The 16,796-nt window shown below is 52.6% G+C and carries 15 protein-coding genes; 1 reads left to right on the top strand and 14 read right to left on the bottom strand.

Annotated features, from left to right (window positions below; translation table 11 throughout):
* Positions 1-39: 39 nt before the first annotated feature.
* The 7 genes from C3V43_RS05115 to C3V43_RS05085 form a co-directional block, all read right to left on the bottom strand.
* Positions 40-795 carry a lysophospholipid acyltransferase family protein gene (locus C3V43_RS05115; RefSeq protein WP_106068876.1) on the bottom strand — a complete coding sequence of 252 codons (756 nt, stop codon included), beginning with the start codon at positions 793-795 and terminating at the stop codon, positions 40-42.
* A 39-nt stretch (positions 796-834) separates the two neighbouring features.
* Positions 835-2,007, bottom strand: coding sequence for a metallophosphoesterase (locus tag C3V43_RS05110; protein WP_106068875.1), 1,173 nt, complete (start codon positions 2,005-2,007; stop codon positions 835-837).
* Entirely contained in the window at positions 1,995-2,621 is a 627-nt protein-coding gene (locus tag C3V43_RS05105; RefSeq protein WP_106068874.1) for a hypothetical protein, read from the bottom strand. The genes C3V43_RS05110 and C3V43_RS05105 overlap by 13 nt, the downstream gene beginning before the upstream one ends.
* Before the next feature lie 3 nt (positions 2,622-2,624).
* Complete coding sequence (locus C3V43_RS05100) at positions 2,625-3,110, bottom strand: RNA polymerase sigma factor (RefSeq protein WP_106068873.1); 486 nt, start codon at positions 3,108-3,110, stop codon at positions 2,625-2,627.
* A gap of 127 nt (positions 3,111-3,237) precedes the next feature.
* Positions 3,238-4,158 (bottom strand): vitamin B12 dependent-methionine synthase activation domain-containing protein, encoded by a 921-nt coding sequence (locus C3V43_RS05095; RefSeq protein ID WP_106068872.1) that lies wholly within the window; start codon positions 4,156-4,158, stop codon positions 3,238-3,240.
* Between the two features lie 15 nt (positions 4,159-4,173).
* Positions 4,174-5,517, bottom strand: coding sequence for a dihydroorotase (locus C3V43_RS05090; RefSeq protein ID WP_106068871.1), 1,344 nt, complete (start codon positions 5,515-5,517; stop codon positions 4,174-4,176).
* The gene (locus tag C3V43_RS05085) at positions 5,514-6,287 is read right to left on the bottom strand and encodes a polyprenol monophosphomannose synthase (RefSeq protein WP_106068870.1); all 774 of its coding nucleotides are present in this window, start codon (positions 6,285-6,287) and stop codon (positions 5,514-5,516) included. The genes C3V43_RS05090 and C3V43_RS05085 overlap by 4 nt, the downstream gene beginning before the upstream one ends.
* Before the next feature lie 163 nt (positions 6,288-6,450).
* Between C3V43_RS05085 and mfd the strand changes: the two genes are divergently transcribed.
* The gene (gene mfd, locus C3V43_RS05080; RefSeq protein WP_106070472.1) at positions 6,451-9,846 is read left to right on the top strand and encodes a transcription-repair coupling factor; all 3,396 of its coding nucleotides are present in this window, start codon (positions 6,451-6,453) and stop codon (positions 9,844-9,846) included.
* A 134-nt stretch (positions 9,847-9,980) separates the two neighbouring features.
* Here mfd and C3V43_RS05075 read toward each other — a convergent pair whose 3' ends face one another.
* The 7 genes from C3V43_RS05075 to C3V43_RS05050 form a co-directional block, all read right to left on the bottom strand.
* Positions 9,981-10,607 carry an HU family DNA-binding protein gene (locus C3V43_RS05075; RefSeq protein WP_106068869.1) on the bottom strand — a complete coding sequence of 209 codons (627 nt, stop codon included), beginning with the start codon at positions 10,605-10,607 and terminating at the stop codon, positions 9,981-9,983.
* A 32-nt stretch (positions 10,608-10,639) separates the two neighbouring features.
* The gene (locus C3V43_RS14755; RefSeq protein ID WP_164996218.1) at positions 10,640-10,792 is read right to left on the bottom strand and encodes a hypothetical protein; all 153 of its coding nucleotides are present in this window, start codon (positions 10,790-10,792) and stop codon (positions 10,640-10,642) included.
* 151 nt (positions 10,793-10,943) lie between these two features.
* Entirely contained in the window at positions 10,944-11,594 is a 651-nt protein-coding gene (locus C3V43_RS05070) for a hypothetical protein (protein ID WP_106068868.1), read from the bottom strand.
* A gap of 88 nt (positions 11,595-11,682) precedes the next feature.
* Positions 11,683-13,554: a YgiQ family radical SAM protein gene (locus C3V43_RS05065; RefSeq protein WP_106068867.1), complete on the bottom strand. Its 1,872-nt coding sequence runs from the start codon at positions 13,552-13,554 to the stop codon at positions 11,683-11,685.
* A gap of 137 nt (positions 13,555-13,691) precedes the next feature.
* Complete coding sequence (locus tag C3V43_RS05060; protein ID WP_106068866.1) at positions 13,692-13,913, bottom strand: sulfurtransferase TusA family protein; 222 nt, start codon at positions 13,911-13,913, stop codon at positions 13,692-13,694.
* Positions 13,914-14,228, bottom strand: a complete 315-nt coding sequence (locus tag C3V43_RS05055) for a DUF8442 family protein (RefSeq protein WP_106068865.1) — start codon at positions 14,226-14,228, stop codon at positions 13,914-13,916.
* Between the two features lie 212 nt (positions 14,229-14,440).
* On the bottom strand, positions 14,441-16,432 hold the full coding sequence (locus C3V43_RS05050) for a glucosamine-6-phosphate deaminase (RefSeq protein WP_106068864.1): 1,992 nt from the start codon (positions 16,430-16,432) through the stop codon (positions 14,441-14,443).
* Between the last annotated feature and the right edge of the window lie 364 nt (positions 16,433-16,796).

The raw sequence follows: 16,796 nt of genomic DNA, 5'->3' as shown, positions 1-16,796 counted from the left end.
AAGCAGAATGAGGGAGATTGAGGCGAATTGTTTAGATGTTCAGTCCTGATCTTCATTTCTGACCATTCCTTTATACTTCTCTGGCAATGCGCTTTCCACAGCTGCATAAGCTTCGGTCATTGTTGTTTTAATGTTTTCTATGCCTTGTCCCTTAGGGGGAATGGGAGGATGGATGGTCAGTATCATACGGTGTCGGTGTATCCATTTCCCTGTGCGGGGAAGAATCTCGAACGAACCGTCTATAGTGACGGGAACCACTTCCAAATGTAACTCATCTGCCAATTGGAAAGCTCCTCTTTTGAAGTAGCCCATGTGTCCGCTGAAAGTGCGCGCACCTTCCGGAAAAACAACTAATGATACTCCGTTTTTTAACGAAGATTCCGCTTGGCGCATGGTAGCCAATACTTTCTTCGGACTGGAACGGTCTACAAAGATGTGTCCTGCGCTTTCACAGGCTTTTCCCACAAATGGAATCTTTCGCAGTCCTTTCTTCATCATCCATTTGAAGTTCCGGCCGAGGAATCCGTAGACGAGGAATATGTCGAAAGCTCCCTGATGGTTGGGGACAAAAACGTATGATGTATGTTTATGAAGTTTCTCTCTTCCATGTACCTTTACCGGAATGAGCAATATGTAGCAAACGAGTTGCGACCATATCTTACCGGGATAGTAGCCCCACGTATGTGCCCCTCCAATGAGAGACCCAACGATGGTGACCAATGCCGTGAGGATAGTCAAAACCAAGAGGATGGGAAGTGCAAAGCAGACTTGATAAATCGTGTAGAGTATCTTCATAAATGCAGGATTTTTTTATCGTTACAAAGATAACACTAATCATTTATTTTTGCGCAATGTAAGCACAGTGATTTCGGGCCATGCTCCGAGACGAAAGGGTAGGCCTACGTATCCGATACCTATATTTACGTACAATGCGCGACTGCCTTCGTAGTACATGCCACCCCATTCGGGATAAATCAGCTCGGCAAGCGAGTGCCCGAGAAAGATACTTTGCATGGCATGTGTATGTCCGGCCAGCATCAATGGAATATCCGACTTCGGCAGCACTTCGCGCCTCCAGTGACTGGGGTTATGGCTGAGCAATATCCGGAACATTCCATCGGTTCCTTTCAAGGCTTGCGATAGGTTGGCATGTTGAGAGAAGGGAGGTTCTCCATCATTTTCCACACCGATAAGGGCGATACTGTCGCCTTTGTGATGGAGTACGGCATGTTCATTGTTCAAGAGTTTCCACCCCATAGCCTTTTGCTGCTCTTTGAGGTAAGCGAGGTCTTGTTCCTTAGCTTGGGGTGAGGGCCATCGGTAATAATCGCCGTAATCATGGTTTCCGAGGATGGAGAAAACTCCGTCCGGTGCATGCAATTTCGATAGTGTCTCCTGAAAACCGTCTATTTCGTGGCTTTGTTGATTCACGAGGTCACCTGTGAAGACGATGAGGTCGGGCTTCAAGGCATTGACTTTATCTGTCAGCCGGTCGATGGCTTCCGGATTGTCTCGCCAGCTTCCGATGTGGATATCTGAAATCTGTACGATGCGATAGCCGTCGAAGCCTTGGGGCAAAGCGGCGGAGCGGTATTCGGTTTCTTGTGTTTCAAAGCGTGTGGTCCCGACAAGTGTTCCGTAAAGGATATTGAAAAAGCTGACAACGGCCAGTATCAGTCCGATGGCGGTAAACAACTTGCGGGGGCAGCGACGGATAACGGCATGAGCCAAGCCCCCTATCAAGGAGCAGAGCATGAAAACCGTTTTAGGAACTACAATCAGCAGGGTGATAATGGCCAGTCTGCCTATGCCCTGTGTATGATTAGCCATTGCATTGTCGCCCGTCAACATCATGAAGTAGACATAGCCTGCAACCAACAATGCGGTAGGGAGCCAATAAGCAGTGCGCAGAAGCCTCTTTCGGGTTTTCCTCACAATATACATCCCGTATATATAGATATCGGGAATGAAGAGGAAAAGAGTCAAGATGAGAATTATTCGGTGCATATGTCTTTCAGTTCTTCGATATTCTTTTTGATGTCATCCAGATGCTTGTAGATTAGCTTTTTATAGAGGAAGTAGATTATTGCGACATTGATTACGGCAAAAAAACTAATCAGCAGAACTTGCCGTCCGATTGGTTCTAAGTGATACTCCATCATCCAATAATTCAAGACATTGAAAAGTACAATCCATACGGAAATACCCACCACTTCATATTGAGTCCATCGGCGGAAAACAGTCATGCGGCGGCTGACCTCGGCAACACTCATGTTATCGACGTGCGTAGCTTTGTTCCAACAATAGGTTTTCCAGTCCCACCACATGCCTGTTAGGATGCTGGCTGTCAAAAACAGAAGGAAAACGGTCATTTTGCTTTGAGTATTTTCGTTGATACCGAAAGCCGGAAGTGACAGCCATACTAACAGGATGATGAGCAATGCCAATGCCCCCATACCTATGGAGAAACGTTGTATAATGGCAAGACGTCCCATACTTTTCTGGGTTTTTGCTTTGTAGCTGGCAATCAACTCTTCTATTTGCTTTTTATCGGCAATAGTTTTCTTCTGTAGTTGCTCGTCCAGTGCATTCCATGATTTTTTCAGTTCATCCAATTCCATATATCAGTTCTCCTTGTTCATTTTTCTTAGTTTATCTTTGATTCGACTGAGTTTCGTGGCAACGTTTGTCACGGTTAGTCCGGTGATTTCGGCAATTTCCTCATAACTTTTATCTTCCAAATAAAGCAGAATAATGGATTTCTCCAATTGCCCCAGGCAGTTGATCATCCGATAAAGCTGCCTTAGCATTTCTTGTGTTTCGTCACTTTCCTCCACTCGGTCAGCCTCGTAGGTGAGGGAGACTATTTCGGGGATGTTCTTTTCTTTTCGGATAAAGCTAATGCACGTATTCAGTGCAATGCGATAAATCCAAGTAGAGATTTTACATTCCTTTCGGAATTTAGGAAAGGCCTTCCACAAGTTGAGTACCACTTCCTGATACAAGTCGTTGAGGGTGGCATTGGGTGTAGTGTACAAATAGCACACTTTATATATGACACGCTCATACTCCTTGACCACGGATACGAACTCTTGTTCTGTATTTTCCATTTTTGTAGGCTTCTTTCGGATTTTTATGTACTATCAGTCGTAAGGAAAGGCGATAAATCACAGTTCCCGCCATTAAAATAACTCAAAACTGTATCTAAGCAGTTTGTTGGTTCTTTTATACGTTTCTTTATTTTGGAAGATTAGCCGCAAGGAACTTCCGCATCTTTTCGACCGGCATTCCGCGTCGGCGGGCATAGTCTTCCAATTGGTCTTCTCCTATTTTTCCTACGGCGAAATAGCGGGAAGCGGGATGCGCCATCATCAGGCCGCAAACAGAGGCATGGGGGTGCATGGCTCCGTTCTCGGTCAGGGTGATGCCGATTTGCTTCATGTCGAGCAGTGCGTCCAGCAGGAAGTTGACGGACTGATCGGGCAGTGAAGGATAGCCCACGGCGGGACGAATGCCTTGATACTCCTCCTTCAGCAGTTGGGGAATGGAAAAAGATTCATCGGGAGCATATCCCCATGCTTCTTTGCGCACATATTCGTGCAGCTTCTCCGTGCCTGCTTCGGCAAGCCGGTCCGACAGTGTCTGTACAAGGAGATGCTTGTAGGGGTCGTCCTTGTAGAATTTTTCGGTATCCGAACTGATGGAGGAGGCAAAAAGTCCTATGACATCGGGGATGCCGGAAGATAAGGGACAAATAAAATCGCTCAGGCAGAGAAACGGACTGCCGTCGGGGTGTGGCGTTTGTTGGCGAAGCAGGGGGAAGCGTGTTTCGTCTATCAGCAGGTCGTCGCCGTCGGCATTGGCCCGGCAGAGCCTGAAGATGCATCGGATGGTTATCTTTTCGTCTAATTGGTCGAGCACTCTGTTTGCTTCCTTGAACAACTGCATGGCTTCGGCGGCTTTGGCACGTTCTTCTTCAGGAAAGGAGGCCAGCCACACGGCACGGCAGGAATCACAGCCATGAATGTCGGCAATGGCTGCAAAGCGTGGTTGAAATCCCCATGCGTGAAAGAAGTAAATCCAGTTGATGTAGGGGGCTGTCTCGTGTACACGATAGGAGAGTATATCGTGAGACAGCGCGGGTATTGTTTGGCTCATTTGCAATCTTTGTCTTTAGTTGAATCTTAACTCCTCGCCACGGTATGACTCGTCCACGGTGCCGTCACTGTAAATAAGGTGTCCGTTGGCAAAGGTCTTTTCCACTTTCCAATTGAAGGTATGGCCCTCCATCGGACTCCAACCGCATTTGCTCAGAATCTTGTCGGTTGTTACCTTCCACGGCGCATTGGGGCGCACCAACACAAGGTCGGCCCGATAGCCTTCGCGGATGTAGCCGCGCTCGTTGATGCGGTAAATTTCGGCGGGGGCATGGCACATTTTCTCTACGATGGTTTCGAGTGTGAATATGCCTTCATCCGCCAGTTCGAGCATGCTGACAAGTGAGAATTGTATCATGGGCATGCCCGATGCAGCTTTCAGGGCGCCTCCTTCTTTATCTGCAAGCAGGTGCGGGGCATGGTCGGTGGCAATGACGTCTATCAGGCCGGAGTTGACGGCCGCACGCAGTGCATCGCGGTCGTTTTTCCTCTTGATGGCCGGGTTGCACTTGATGCGGGTGCCCAACGTGCGATAGTCGCTGAGAGAATAAAAGAGATGGGCGATGCACGCTTCGGCCGTGATATGCTTTTCTGCCAACGGGATACTCTTGAATAGCCGGAGTTCCTTGGCTGTGGAAACATGCAATATGTGCAGCCGTGCATCGGCTTGTTCGGCCAGTTTCACAGCCAGACCGGAAGAAGCGTAGCATGCCGCTGTGGAGCGGATGTTGGGGTGTTTGCCGATGGGCACGTCATCCTCTTTGGCATACATGGCCTTGTATTTGGCTGTGTTCTCTTTGATGATGGCCGGGTCTTCGCAATGTGCGGCAATCAGCATGTCCGTTCCGTTGAAGATGTTTTGCAGGCTGTTTATTTTGTCCACCAGCATGTTTCCGGTGCTGGAACCCATGAAGAGTTTGATGCCGCAAACGCGATGCTTGTCCAGCTTGTGGAAGTCCTTATAGTTGCTGTTTGTGGCACCGAAATAGCAGGAATGGTTTACGATGCATTTCTCGTTCAGCAAGTCGAGCTTGGCATTCAGTGCATCGAGGGTGACGGTCGGTGGATTGGTGTTGGGCATATCCATGACAGATGTGACGCCTCCCGCAGCAGCCGCACGGCTTTCGGTCAGGATGTCCGCTTTGTGGGTCAGTCCCGGGTCGCGGAAGTGTACATGGTCGTCGATGATACCGGGCAGCAGATAGCATCCCGTGGCATCTACGGTCTCATTGCAGGGGGCAGATAGCGGTTTCCCGTGGGTCAGTACCTCTGCTATGCGTCCGTTCTCTATGACTACGGAACCTCTGACTGATTGTCCTTCGTTGACGATGGTGGCGTTATGTATCAGTGTTCTTTTCATATTCTCTCTTTCTCTTTTCCTCTTTCCGTTTTTCCCGTGGGATACTTGTGGAAGAAACTGTTCCACTTCAGGCGGATGACACCGAAGATGGCTTCGCCGAAGATGCTGCTGTTCATTTTGGATGTACCCAGTTCACGGTTAATGAAGATGACGGGTACTTCTTTTACTTTGAAGCCGCATTTGTAGGCGGTGAACTTCATCTCTATCTGGAAGGCATACCCCTTGAAGCGGATGCTGTCTAAGTCGATGGTCTTGAGTACGTGGCTGCGATAGCACACAAAGCCGGCGGTAGTGTCGTGTATGGGCAGGGCCGTGATGAGGCGCACGTATTTGGAGGCGAAATAAGACATCAGCACACGCCCCATGGGCCAGTTCACCACATTGACTCCGCTGACGTAGCGCGAACCGATGGCCACATCGGCTTCTTCTTCGGAGCAAGCCCGATAGAGGCGGGGAAGGTCCTGCGGGTTGTGGCTGAAGTCGGCATCCATTTCGAACACATATTCATAGTTGCGTTGCAACGCCCATTTGAAGCCTGCTATATAGGCGGTGCCCAGCCCCAGCTTCCCTTTGCGTTCTACCATGAAGAGGCGTTCGGGGAATTCTTGCTGCAACGACCTGACGATGGCGGCCGTTCCGTCAGGCGAACCGTCTTCGATGACAAGGATGTGAAAACCATGCTCCAGTGCAAATACGGCACGTATGATGTTCTCTATATTCTCCCGTTCGTTGTAGGTGGGGATGATAACAATGCTGTCTGATGTTTGCATACTAAAAACTGTGTGTAGGGGTTGTAACCGAGAACAAATGTAATGCTTTTCTGTCATTTACAGATAATTCTAAGGATTATTTATGTAATTTTGCGGCGGATTTGTCCCGGCGGACTTGCTCTGCGGAGGTGTGCCGCTTGTAGAAAAATAAAAGCCAATGGCAATGACTATCACCGAACTGCAACATCTTTATGCAGCCCATCCCAATGTAGAGGGGATGAGCAGACTACTTGAAAACTCTTCTGTCCGACATCTGTATTGCGGAGGCTTGTGCGCTTCTGCGGCTTCGCTTTTCTCGTCCGTACTGGTAGAGCGGAGGATGGCTCCGTTTGTCTTTATTCTGGGCGATTTGGAAGAAGCGGGTTATTTCTATCACGACCTGACGCAGATACTGGGTGCGGGGCGAGTCTTGTTCTTTCCATCGTCTTTTCGCCGGGCCATCAAGTACGGACAGAGAGACGCGGCGAACGAGATACTGCGCACGGAAGTCCTGAGCCGGTTGCAGAAAAAGGAAGAAGATTTTTGCGTGGTCACTTATCCGGATGCTTTGGCCGAGAAGGTGGTTTCGCGTCAGGAACTGGATGAGAAAACTTTGAAGCTGAACGCCGGCGAGCGGGTGGACATGGGCTTCATCACCGAGGTGTTGCGCAGCTATGGTTTCGAGTATGCGGACTATGTCTACGAACCCGGACAATATGCCGTGCGAGGCAGCATTATCGATGTCTTCTCTTTCTCCTCGGAGTTTCCTTTCCGTATAGACTTCTTCGGAGACGAGGTGGAAAGCATCCGCACCTTCGAGGTAGAAACGCAGCTCTCCAAGGAAAGAAAACAGAGCATTGTGATAGTGCCCGACCTGAGCCGTGGTCCGGAGCATGGCGGCAGCAACGGCATGGTGTCGTTTCTCGATTTTCTCCCGGCCGATGCCGTGTTGGCCATGCGCGATTTCCTTTGGTTGCGCGAGCGCATACAGTCCGTGCACGACGAGGCACTCTCTCCGCAAGCCATCTTTGCCCGCGAGGCGGAAGAGGACGGGACGGTCGCGCCGGAAGGCTGTTTGATAGAGGGAGGCGAATTTACGTTGCGTGCGCTCGATTTCCGCCGGATGGAGTTCGGAAGCAAGCCCACCGGTACGCCTGATGCCGTGCTGACTTTCGATACCTCCGCCCAGCCCATCTTTCATAAGAACTTCGACTTGGCGGCCGATTCGTTCAAGGAGTATCTGAAAAACGGCTATACCTTATATATATGTAGCGACAGCAGCAAGCAGACCGACCGCATCCGTGCCATCTTTGACGACCGGGGAGACAATGTCGCCTTTACTGCCGTGGAGCGCACGCTGCACGAGGGGTTTGCCGACAACGTGCTGCGCCTCTGCGTTTTCACCGACCACCAACTGTTCGACCGTTTTCATAAGTATAACCTGAAGAGCGACAAGGCTCGTAGCGGAAAAGTGGCCCTCTCTCTGAAAGAACTGAACCAGTTCGCTTCGGGAGATTACGTGGTGCATACCGACCACGGCGTGGGACGTTTTGCCGGACTGGTGCGCATCCCCAACGGCGACACTACGCAAGAGGTGATAAAGCTGGTTTATCAGAATGACGATGTGGTGTTCGTTTCCATCCATTCCCTGCATAAAGTCTCCAAGTACAAGGGCAAGGAGGGGGAATCGCCCCGCCTGAACAAGCTCGGAACCGGAGCTTGGGAGAAACTGAAGAACCGCACGAAGACAAAAATCAAAGACATTGCCCGCGACCTGATTAAGCTCTATTCGCAACGCCGCGAGGAGAAAGGCTTCTGCTACAGCCCGGACAGCTTCCTGCAACGGGAGCTGGAGGCGTCTTTTATCTACGAGGACACGCCCGACCAGAGCAAGGCCACGGCTGATGTAAAGGCCGACATGGAGAGCGGCCGCCCGATGGACCGTCTGGTGTGCGGCGATGTGGGGTTCGGAAAGACGGAGGTGGCTGTGCGCGCCGCTTTCAAGGCCGTGGCCGACAACAAGCAGGTGGCAGTGCTGGTTCCCACCACCGTGTTGGCCTACCAGCATTTCCAAACCTTCAGGGAGCGCCTGAAAGGATTGCCTTGCCGGGTGGAATATTTGAGCCGTGCCCGTACGGCCGCTCAAACCAAGACCATCGTCAAGGGGCTGGCCGAGGGAGAGGTGAACATTCTTATCGGCACTCACCGCATCTTGGGGAAGGACGTGAAGTTCAAAGACCTCGGACTGCTGATTATCGACGAAGAGCAGAAGTTCGGCGTATCGGTCAAAGAGAAGCTGCGGCAACTGAAGGTGAATGTGGATACGCTGACCATGACCGCTACACCCATTCCCCGCACCTTGCAGTTCTCGCTGATGGGGGCACGAGACTTGAGCGTCATACAGACGCCTCCCCCCAACCGCTATCCCATTCAGACGGAAGTGCACACCTTCAACGAAGAGGTCATCGCCGATGCCGTCGGCTTCGAGATGAGCCGCAACGGGCAGGTGTTCTTTGTCAACAACCGCATCTCCAACCTGCCGGAGTTGAAAGCGATGATAGAACGCCGCATTCCCGACTGCCGCGTCTGCATCGGGCACGGGCAGATGGAGCCGGCCGAACTGGAGAAGATTATATTCGACTTCGTCAACTACGACTACGACGTGTTGCTGGCCACCACCATCATAGAGAGCGGCATCGACATCCCCAACGCCAACACCATCATCATCAATCAGGCGCAGAACTTCGGCCTGAGCGATTTGCACCAGATGCGCGGACGGGTGGGGCGAAGCAACAAGAAGGCTTTCTGTTACCTGCTGGCGCCTCCTCTGTCGTCCCTGACGCCGGAGGCGAAGCGACGACTGCAGGCCATCGAGAACTTCTCCGATCTGGGCAGCGGCATCCACATCGCCATGCAGGACCTCGACATCCGCGGGGCGGGCAACATGCTGGGGGCCGAGCAAAGCGGTTTCATTGCCGACTTGGGGTATGAGACTTACCAGAAGATACTCTCCGAGGCCGTGCATGAGTTGAAGACCGATGAGTTTGCCCACCTTTATGCCGACGGGCCGGAAGCGGATGGAGCCGCCGCCATCAGTGGCGACCGCTTTGTGGACGAGTGTCAGGTGGAGAGCGACCTCGAGCTGTTGTTGCCTGCCGACTACGTTACGGGCAGCAGCGAGCGCATGCTGCTCTATCGCGAGCTGGACGGGCTGACGCTCGATACGGAAGCGGAAGCCTTTCGCAGCCGCCTCGAAGACCGCTTCGGCCCGGTTCCTCCCGAAACGGAAGAACTCTTGCGCATCGTGTCGCTCCGCCGTCTTGCCGTACGTCTTGGCGTTGAGAAGGTGTTCCTGAAGGGGGGCAGGATGTCGATGTTCTTCGTCTCCAATCCGGATAGCCCGTACTTCCAAAGCCAGGCATTCGGCAAGATGATTGCCTATATGATGAAATATACCCGTCGCTGCGACTTGCGCGAGCAGAACAACAAGCGCAGCATGTCGGTGAAGGACGTGAGCAGCGTGGAAGAGGCAGTCTCGGTGCTTCAGGAGATTGTGGCAACGCCGGCCGAAGAGGAGTGAGAGAGTGTCTCTTCGGGCACGGATGACACGGATTGGCTTTTCAGTGATTAAAGGCGAATGTAATCCGCTCAATCCGCACCCGAAGACTAAAGCGGCCTTCGTGGAGGCACGGGCAAGAAGGGGAGTCCGGCTCCTTATTCACGCCTTACGTACATCTTGTGCGACCCCCTGCCTGTATAGCCGATGCCGCTGCCGGGCATGTCGGCCCAACGCTTCAACTCGCGGGCGGCGGCATCGCGCAGCAGTCCCGTCAATGCGCAATAATCGCCTACGGTCATCGTGGGGCGCAGGTTCAGGAAGTCTTGCGCCAGCTTCAGCCGCTGTTCGGGGGTGTATCGGCCGGACGAGCGGCGGAACTTCCGTGCTGAACGCTCCAGTGTGCAGTTCAAAGCCGTTTCGTCCACAAGTTCTTTGTCGGCACGGAAGTTAATGTCCTTCACTCGGATGCTGGCCGCATTGCGCCTCGTGCCCTCCGCCTCGCCGCTTTCGCGCTCCACGCCCTCGCGCAGTCCGAGCGAGGGCGTGAAGATGCCCAGTCCGTCAATCTTCACCGAGTGCCCCTGCGCCATTTCCCAAGCCATGGTCTTCGTCAGCAGCCGTATCACGCCGATTATTTCGGCCGAGGCGAACGTAGTGGCGAAGCTCATGCTCTCTGCCAGCCGTTTCAAGTCGGTCTGCCCCTGTATCCTCATCCGTGGATAGAGCACCTTCTTCCCGTCCTCATTGGGAAGCGTCAGTTCTTGCATTTGATATTCTGCCATGATTCCTATAGATAAAAAGTTATTCTGATGCCTTATGAAAACTTGTCCTCGTCCTTATGAGAAGTTATCGACATACCGACAAGAAGTTCATCTTGCGCCCTGCGATATACATCTTGCGCCTTGCGATGCATATCGCAGCACTTGCGTTGTATATCGCAGGCCGCAAGATAGAAAAAACTTCCCATACTCGCAAGCTTTTCTCCCCGATGTCGGAAACTTTTCTTCCTGATGTCGGAAAGTTTTCTTCCCGATGTCGGCCTGCTTATCCTGCGGATGTCGGTTTCGGTTTCCTGCGGATGTCGATTTTGGTCTTTTGCGTGCCCCGGCCTGTGGCGCTCACTTGCCGAACTGAAGCCCGAAGCCGAGGTTGACGAACGTGATGTGGCTCTTGAACCAGCGATGGTCTATGCCGTCGTCATGGTCCTTGTCGGGGTTGAAGAGGCGTGCTTCGGGGTTGGCGAACCAGTCGGCCGTCAGCACGTCGGCACGCAGCACGCCCGACACTTTCCGGCTGATGCGGAACTCCCAGCCGAGGGCGAACGATATGCCGCAATATCCCTTATGGTAGAGGTGGCCGTGGCGCCGGCCTTCGGCATAGGTGCGCTCCTGATAGTCCAGATAGCCGATGCCCAGCGAGAAGAAGGCCGCCTGGTTGCCTCGGCTCCAGAGGTGGCGCAGCACGAGTTCGGGACGGGCGAAGTGCACGTGCATCTTGTCTTGCCCGGCCGCCGCGCGCAGGTAGTCGTATTGCACTCCCGCGGCAAGGTGGGGGCCGAAGTGGTAGCGTCCTTCCGCCGTCAGGCCGTAGCCCGGACGGTTGCCGTTCTTGCTGAAGAAGTCGTTGCGGTTGCCGTCCACGGCAGGCAGTGCCAGGCTGCCGCCGATGCTGAGGCTGTATGTCTGCGGAAGGCATTCGGCGGCCTGTGCGTAGAGCTTTGCTCCGTTCGGCACGAGCAGACAGAATAACAGGATGATGAGTGGTTTCATTTTCGGCTTGGTATTATCGGATGATTAAATGGATTAAGCATGTGCATGACTCCTGATTGCTTGTTTTATCCCCTGCCTGCGGAGGCTTTCATCGCTTTCCGTAGAGCTTGTCTATCAGGTCGTGCCTGCCCATGCGCCGCAGCTCGTTGATGATGTTCTTTCTCTCCTCCGGCTTGTACCAGAAGAAGAAGCGGCGTTGCGCCAGCTTTTGTTGCGGTGTTTTGGCGCAGAACACCGGCTCCAGCGTGTAGGGGTGGAAGCCCGTATGCCATGCTTCGGTGGCCACGGTCATCGGCGTGGGGGTGAAGTCCTGCACCTGCTCCAAGTGGAAGTCCATGCGCTTGGTGATGACGGCCAGTTCTGCCATGTCTTCCTCCCTGCATCCGGGGTGGCTGCTGATGAAGTAGGGGATGAGCTGCTGGCGCAGTCCCTCCTCACGGTTTATCTTGTCGAATATCTTCTTGAATTCGCCGAATTGGGCGAACGGCGGCTTGCGCATGACGTCGAGCACGCGGTCGGACGTATGCTCCGGCGCCACTTTCAGGCGTCCGCTGACGTGGCGCACGATGAGCTCGCGGGTATATTCCTCGGTGCTTCTGTTCACTTCGGCGTCTTTGCTTTGGTGCAGAAGCAGGTCGTAGCGCACACCGCTTCCGATGAACGACTTCTTGATGCCCGGCAGCGCGTCGACAGCCCGGTAGATGTCGAGCAACGGCCGATGGTCGGTATTCAGGTTGGGGCATACCCGCGGGTGGATGCACGAGGGGCGTCGGCATTTCCTGCAAACGGCCTCGTCCCGTCCTTTCATCCGGTACATGTTGGCCGACGGGCCGCCCAGGTCGCTCAAGTAACCCTTGAAGTCGGGCAGCTCCGTCAGTGCCTTTACCTCTTTCAGAATGCTTTCCTTGCTGCGGCTTACGATGAACTTGCCCTGATGGGCCGAGATGGTGCAGAAGGCGCATCCGCCGAAACATCCGCGGTGCAGGTTGACGGAGAACTTTATCATGTCGTAGGCCGGGATGCGCTTGCCTTTGTACTTGGGGTGCGGCAGGCGGGTGTAGGGCAGGTCGAACGAGTGGTCCAGTTCGGCCTCGGTCAAGGGAGGATAAGGAGGGTTTACGACCACCGTCTGCCGTCCTGTTTTCTGGAGGATGCGCGCGGCGGCATACTTATTGCTCTCTTCCTCGATGTGGCGGAAGTTGGCGGCTTCTTTCCTCTTGTCCTTCAGGCATTCCTCGTGCGAGAAGAGGGTGATGTCTCCCTCTTGCGCAACGACTTCTTTCTCCAGATAAACCATCTGCGGAATGTCGGAAATCAGTTGCTTGAACTCCTCTTTTGCCAGCGAGGAGGCGGTTTCTCCGTCGTCCGTGCCGGTTGTTTCCAACCGCCGCTTCAGCCGGCCGGCAAGTTCCACAATCGGCTTTTCTCCCATGCCGTAGATGATGGCGTCGGCGCCGCTGTCCACGAGTATGCTGGGGCGTACACGGTCTTGCCAGTAGTCGTAATGCGTCAGTCGGCGCATGCTTGCCTCTATGCCGCCAAGCACGACGGGAACGTCGGGGTATAGTCTCTTCAGTATTTGGGTATATACGATGGAGGGGTATTCGGGGCGCATGTCCGGACGTGCGTCCGGCGTATAGGCGTCGTCGCTGCGCAGGCGTTTGTTGGCCGTGTATTTGTTCACCATGCTGTCCATGCATCCGGGGCTGATGCCGAAGAAGAGGCGGGGGCGTCCCAGCTTCTTGAAGTCGCGCAGGTCGTCGCGCCAGTTTGGTTGGGGGATAATGGCCACACGCAGTCCTTCTGCTTCGAGGATGCGCCCTATGACGGCTGCTCCGAACGAGGGATGGTCTACGTAGGCATCGCCGCTGAAAAGAATTACATCCAATTCATTCCATCCGCGAAGCTCCGTTTCTTTCTTGGTGGTGGGCAGCCAGTCGGTCAGTCGATACTCTTTCATGCCGCAAAGATAGGAAATATAGCGGTAAGCGGTGAGCGATTAGCGGTTAATTATTGCATACCGACCGCTCACCGCTCATCACTCACCGTTCACCGCTAATCACTCACCGTTCACCGCTCACCGCTCATCACTCACCGCTAATCGTTACTTTTCGTAAATTGCAGTGTCATCTGTTCACCGTCGTATATTTCGCGGAAACCTATTTGCCGCTCGGCAAGGTATTCTTTTAAATCGTTGAAGGCGGCGGCATCATCCATGATGATTTCCAGTTTCTCACCTTTCGGAGCACGGCACATGGCCGTGATGGCGGGGATAAGGGGGCTGTAATGCTTTTGTCCGCGGGTGTCTATGGTTTTCATTTATTTTTCCTCTATGTTTTCTTGTTCGGAGAGTCGGTGCAGATAGAGCTTGACGAGCTGTTGCAACCCGAAAGCCTTCATGTTGTTGTGATAAATGACGTCGATGCAAAGGTCGAGCAGGTCCTTGCTGTCTTCCTCTTGCGCGGCAATGAGAGAGCGGATGTTCAGTTTCAACTTGTCGAGTACGGTTTCGTCAATGATTCCGTTGCTGTCTATGAGGTGGCGGAAGAGTCCGTATTTCTCGATGGTGGCAAGGTTTTCTTCCGAAACTTCCAGACTGCGGGTTCCGCTCGGATTGGCTTGTATGGTGTACATAGGGCTAAAGTATTAATAATGGATAATAATGTTTTCTGTCTCTCTCTGTTTCTCGTCACGACAAAGATATGCTTTTTTGTAGAAACCGGATGTCTTTCGGCGGATTATTTATCGCTTTGATTCGCAGGCGGTTCTTTATTATAAAAAGATAGCGGTGTATGGTAGCAATCCATCATACACCGCTCATCCATTATATTATTTCCGCGAGAGTATTACAGCGGAATGTATTCCACAAACGCTTCCATTGCTTCGTACGATGCCAGACCGAGGCGGTCGTACAGCTCTGCCGTTCCGCGGTTGCGCTCTTCGCTGCGTTGCCAGAACAGGCGCTCGTCATTGCCGAGGAATGGGGCGCTTTCCATTTGCGACTGATGCTTGAGGATGGAGTTACGCTTGGCACGCAGCTCTTCGGGGCTGATGGGAACGGCCATCTCGATGTTCTCGATTTCCCATTCGGCCCATGCGCCGCGATACATCCAGATGCGACACTCTTTCAACCATTTTGCACCCTCTTCCTTTTCCAAGTCGATGGCGGCGAATACGGCATCCGTACAAACACGGTGCGTACCGTGCGGGTCGGCCAAGTCGCCGGCAACAAAGATTTGGTGAGGCTTTACTTCGCGCAGCAGGTTGCGCACAATCTCCACATCGGCCTCGCTGATGGGGTTCTTCTGAATCTTGCCGGTTTCGTAGAACGGCAAGTCGAGGAAGTGGCAGTGGTCTAACGGGATGTTGTTGTAGGTGCAGGCGGTGCGTGCTTCGCCACGACGAATCAGACCTTTGATGGTGAGGATGTCCTGAGTATCGATGTCACCGTCTTTTTTCTCTTTCAGGAACTTGCGGATTTCGGCATATTTGTCGCTGATGACCTTGTCTTCGCTGTTGTTGAAGATTTGGTTGAATCCGTTGATGAAATGCAGGAAGCGGATTACTTCTTCATCGCCCACGGCAATGTTTCCGGAAGTCTGATAGGCTACATGTACATCGTGTTTTTGCTCCACTAAGCGGCGGAAAGTGCCACCCATGGAAATGACATCGTCATCGGGGTGGGGAGAGAAGATGATGACGCGCTTCGGGTATGGTTTGGCACGCTCGGGACGGTAGGTGTCGTCGGCGTTCGGCTTGCCGCCCGGCCATCCGGTGATGGTGTGCTGCAAGTCGTTGAATATCTTGATGTTTACGTTATAGGCAGAACCGAATAACGCCAGCAGCTCGCTCAGGCCGTTCTCGTTATAGTCTTTGTTGGTCAGCTTTAAGATAGGTTTGCCCGTGAGTTGGCACAACCAGACAATGGCACTGCGGATGAGCTTGTCGTTCCACTCGCAGGAAGTCACCAGCCAAGGGCGGTGTATGCGGGTGAGGTTGGAAGCGGCGGAAAGGTCGATGGCGATGTGCGCATTGTTGTGCGTTTGCAGATAGGAGGCGGGGATGGTATCGGTGACCGGACCTTCCACACACTCTTTCACCATTTTGGCTTTTTCTTCGCCCCATGCCATCAGGTATACCTTCTTGGCAGCGAGGATGGTGGAAACACCCATCGTGATGGAGCTTACCGGCGTGTTTTCGATGCTTCCGAATGTTTTGGACGCTTCGTTGCGGGAGTCATTGTCCAGCAAAATCAGCCGGGTATTGGAGTTCAGGCGCGAACCCGGTTCGTTGAAGCCGATGTTACCCACGCGTCCGATACCTATGATAGCAGCATCCAATCCGCCGAAGCTTTCGATGCGTTGCTCATAAAGGCGGCAATATTCAAAGATGGTGTCTTTGGCTATCGTTCCGTCGGGACTGAAGATGTTCTGCTTATCTATATCCACATGGTCCAGCAGCATTTCCTTCAAGGCATTCAGGTTGCTGTTGATGGCATCCTGCGTCAGAGGATAGTATTCGTAAAGATTGAACACGATTACGTTGCGGAAACTCAGCCCCTCTTCTTGATGCATGCGGATGAGGGCTGCATATACATTGCGCGGAGAGTTGCCGCCGGCCAATGCCAATACGCAGAAACGTCCGGCTTTTTGCTTGTCGCGGATGAGCTGTGCTATGTCGAGGGCAATCTGGTTGGCACCTTCTTCGGCAGATTCGTAAATGTCTGTGGGGATTTTTTCCAGTCGGGTCAATACCGACCGCTCAAAAGCATTCTCGGGCCTGTAGTACCTGGGGGAAACTCTGTTGAGCGTGATTTGAGAGCTTAGATTGGTTTTCATACTATAATGTTATTAATAAATGATTAAAGTGTTTCGCAATTCCTTCATTTAACAAATATACGGCAAGAATGTTCGTCTGTCCGGGGGATTCATTAAATGACCATATTGTATCTTTGGTCTTGTTTCGAACTACAAAAATAGAGACTTTTTATTGAACATGCACTCCCTTTATTTAGGTATTTTCTTTAAATACTCTAAAAAAGAAGATGGTTGCTTGAATTCGGAATAGAAATTATGTGTGTAAGAAAAGGGCGTGTGATTGGATTTAGGCTTCTCCTGATATCGAAAAATAATTACTTCTTTTGGCTTATGGCAATAGCTGGAAAAAGGAAGAATAAGATCGGTCTCATACTTAGGATACCTC

It is taken from the genome of Prevotella heparinolytica (assembly GCF_002998535.1).
GTDB classification, from domain to species: domain Bacteria; phylum Bacteroidota; class Bacteroidia; order Bacteroidales; family Bacteroidaceae; genus Bacteroides; species Bacteroides heparinolyticus.
This window is presented reverse-complemented; position numbering and strand designations above follow the sequence as displayed.

Excerpts from the sequence above, each read along its gene's own strand:
- C3V43_RS05055 (WP_106068865.1), bottom strand. The coding sequence starts at position 14,228 with ATGTACACCATACAAGCCAATCCGAGCGGAACCCGCAGTCTGGAAGTT.
- C3V43_RS05060 (WP_106068866.1), bottom strand. The coding sequence starts at position 13,913 with ATGAAAACCATAGACACCCGCGGACAAAAGCATTACAGCCCCCTTATC.
- C3V43_RS05105 (WP_106068874.1), bottom strand. The coding sequence starts at position 2,621 with ATGGAATTGGATGAACTGAAAAAATCATGGAATGCACTGGACGAGCAA.
- C3V43_RS05070 (WP_106068868.1), bottom strand. The coding sequence starts at position 11,594 with ATGAAACCACTCATCATCCTGTTATTCTGTCTGCTCGTGCCGAACGGA.
- C3V43_RS05050 (WP_106068864.1), bottom strand. The coding sequence starts at position 16,432 with ATGAAAACCAATCTAAGCTCTCAAATCACGCTCAACAGAGTTTCCCCC.
- C3V43_RS05095 (WP_106068872.1), bottom strand. The coding sequence starts at position 4,158 with ATGAGCCAAACAATACCCGCGCTGTCTCACGATATACTCTCCTATCGT.
- C3V43_RS05100 (WP_106068873.1), bottom strand. The coding sequence starts at position 3,110 with ATGGAAAATACAGAACAAGAGTTCGTATCCGTGGTCAAGGAGTATGAG.
- C3V43_RS05090 (WP_106068871.1), bottom strand. The coding sequence starts at position 5,517 with ATGAAAAGAACACTGATACATAACGCCACCATCGTCAACGAAGGACAA.
- C3V43_RS05075 (WP_106068869.1), bottom strand. The coding sequence starts at position 10,607 with ATGGCAGAATATCAAATGCAAGAACTGACGCTTCCCAATGAGGACGGG.
- C3V43_RS05115 (WP_106068876.1), bottom strand. The coding sequence starts at position 795 with ATGAAGATACTCTACACGATTTATCAAGTCTGCTTTGCACTTCCCATC.
- mfd (WP_106070472.1), top strand. The coding sequence starts at position 6,451 with ATGACTATCACCGAACTGCAACATCTTTATGCAGCCCATCCCAATGTA.
- C3V43_RS05110 (WP_106068875.1), bottom strand. The coding sequence starts at position 2,007 with ATGCACCGAATAATTCTCATCTTGACTCTTTTCCTCTTCATTCCCGAT.
- C3V43_RS05085 (WP_106068870.1), bottom strand. The coding sequence starts at position 6,287 with ATGCAAACATCAGACAGCATTGTTATCATCCCCACCTACAACGAACGG.
- C3V43_RS05065 (WP_106068867.1), bottom strand. The coding sequence starts at position 13,554 with ATGAAAGAGTATCGACTGACCGACTGGCTGCCCACCACCAAGAAAGAA.
- C3V43_RS14755 (WP_164996218.1), bottom strand. The coding sequence starts at position 10,792 with ATGGGAAGTTTTTTCTATCTTGCGGCCTGCGATATACAACGCAAGTGC.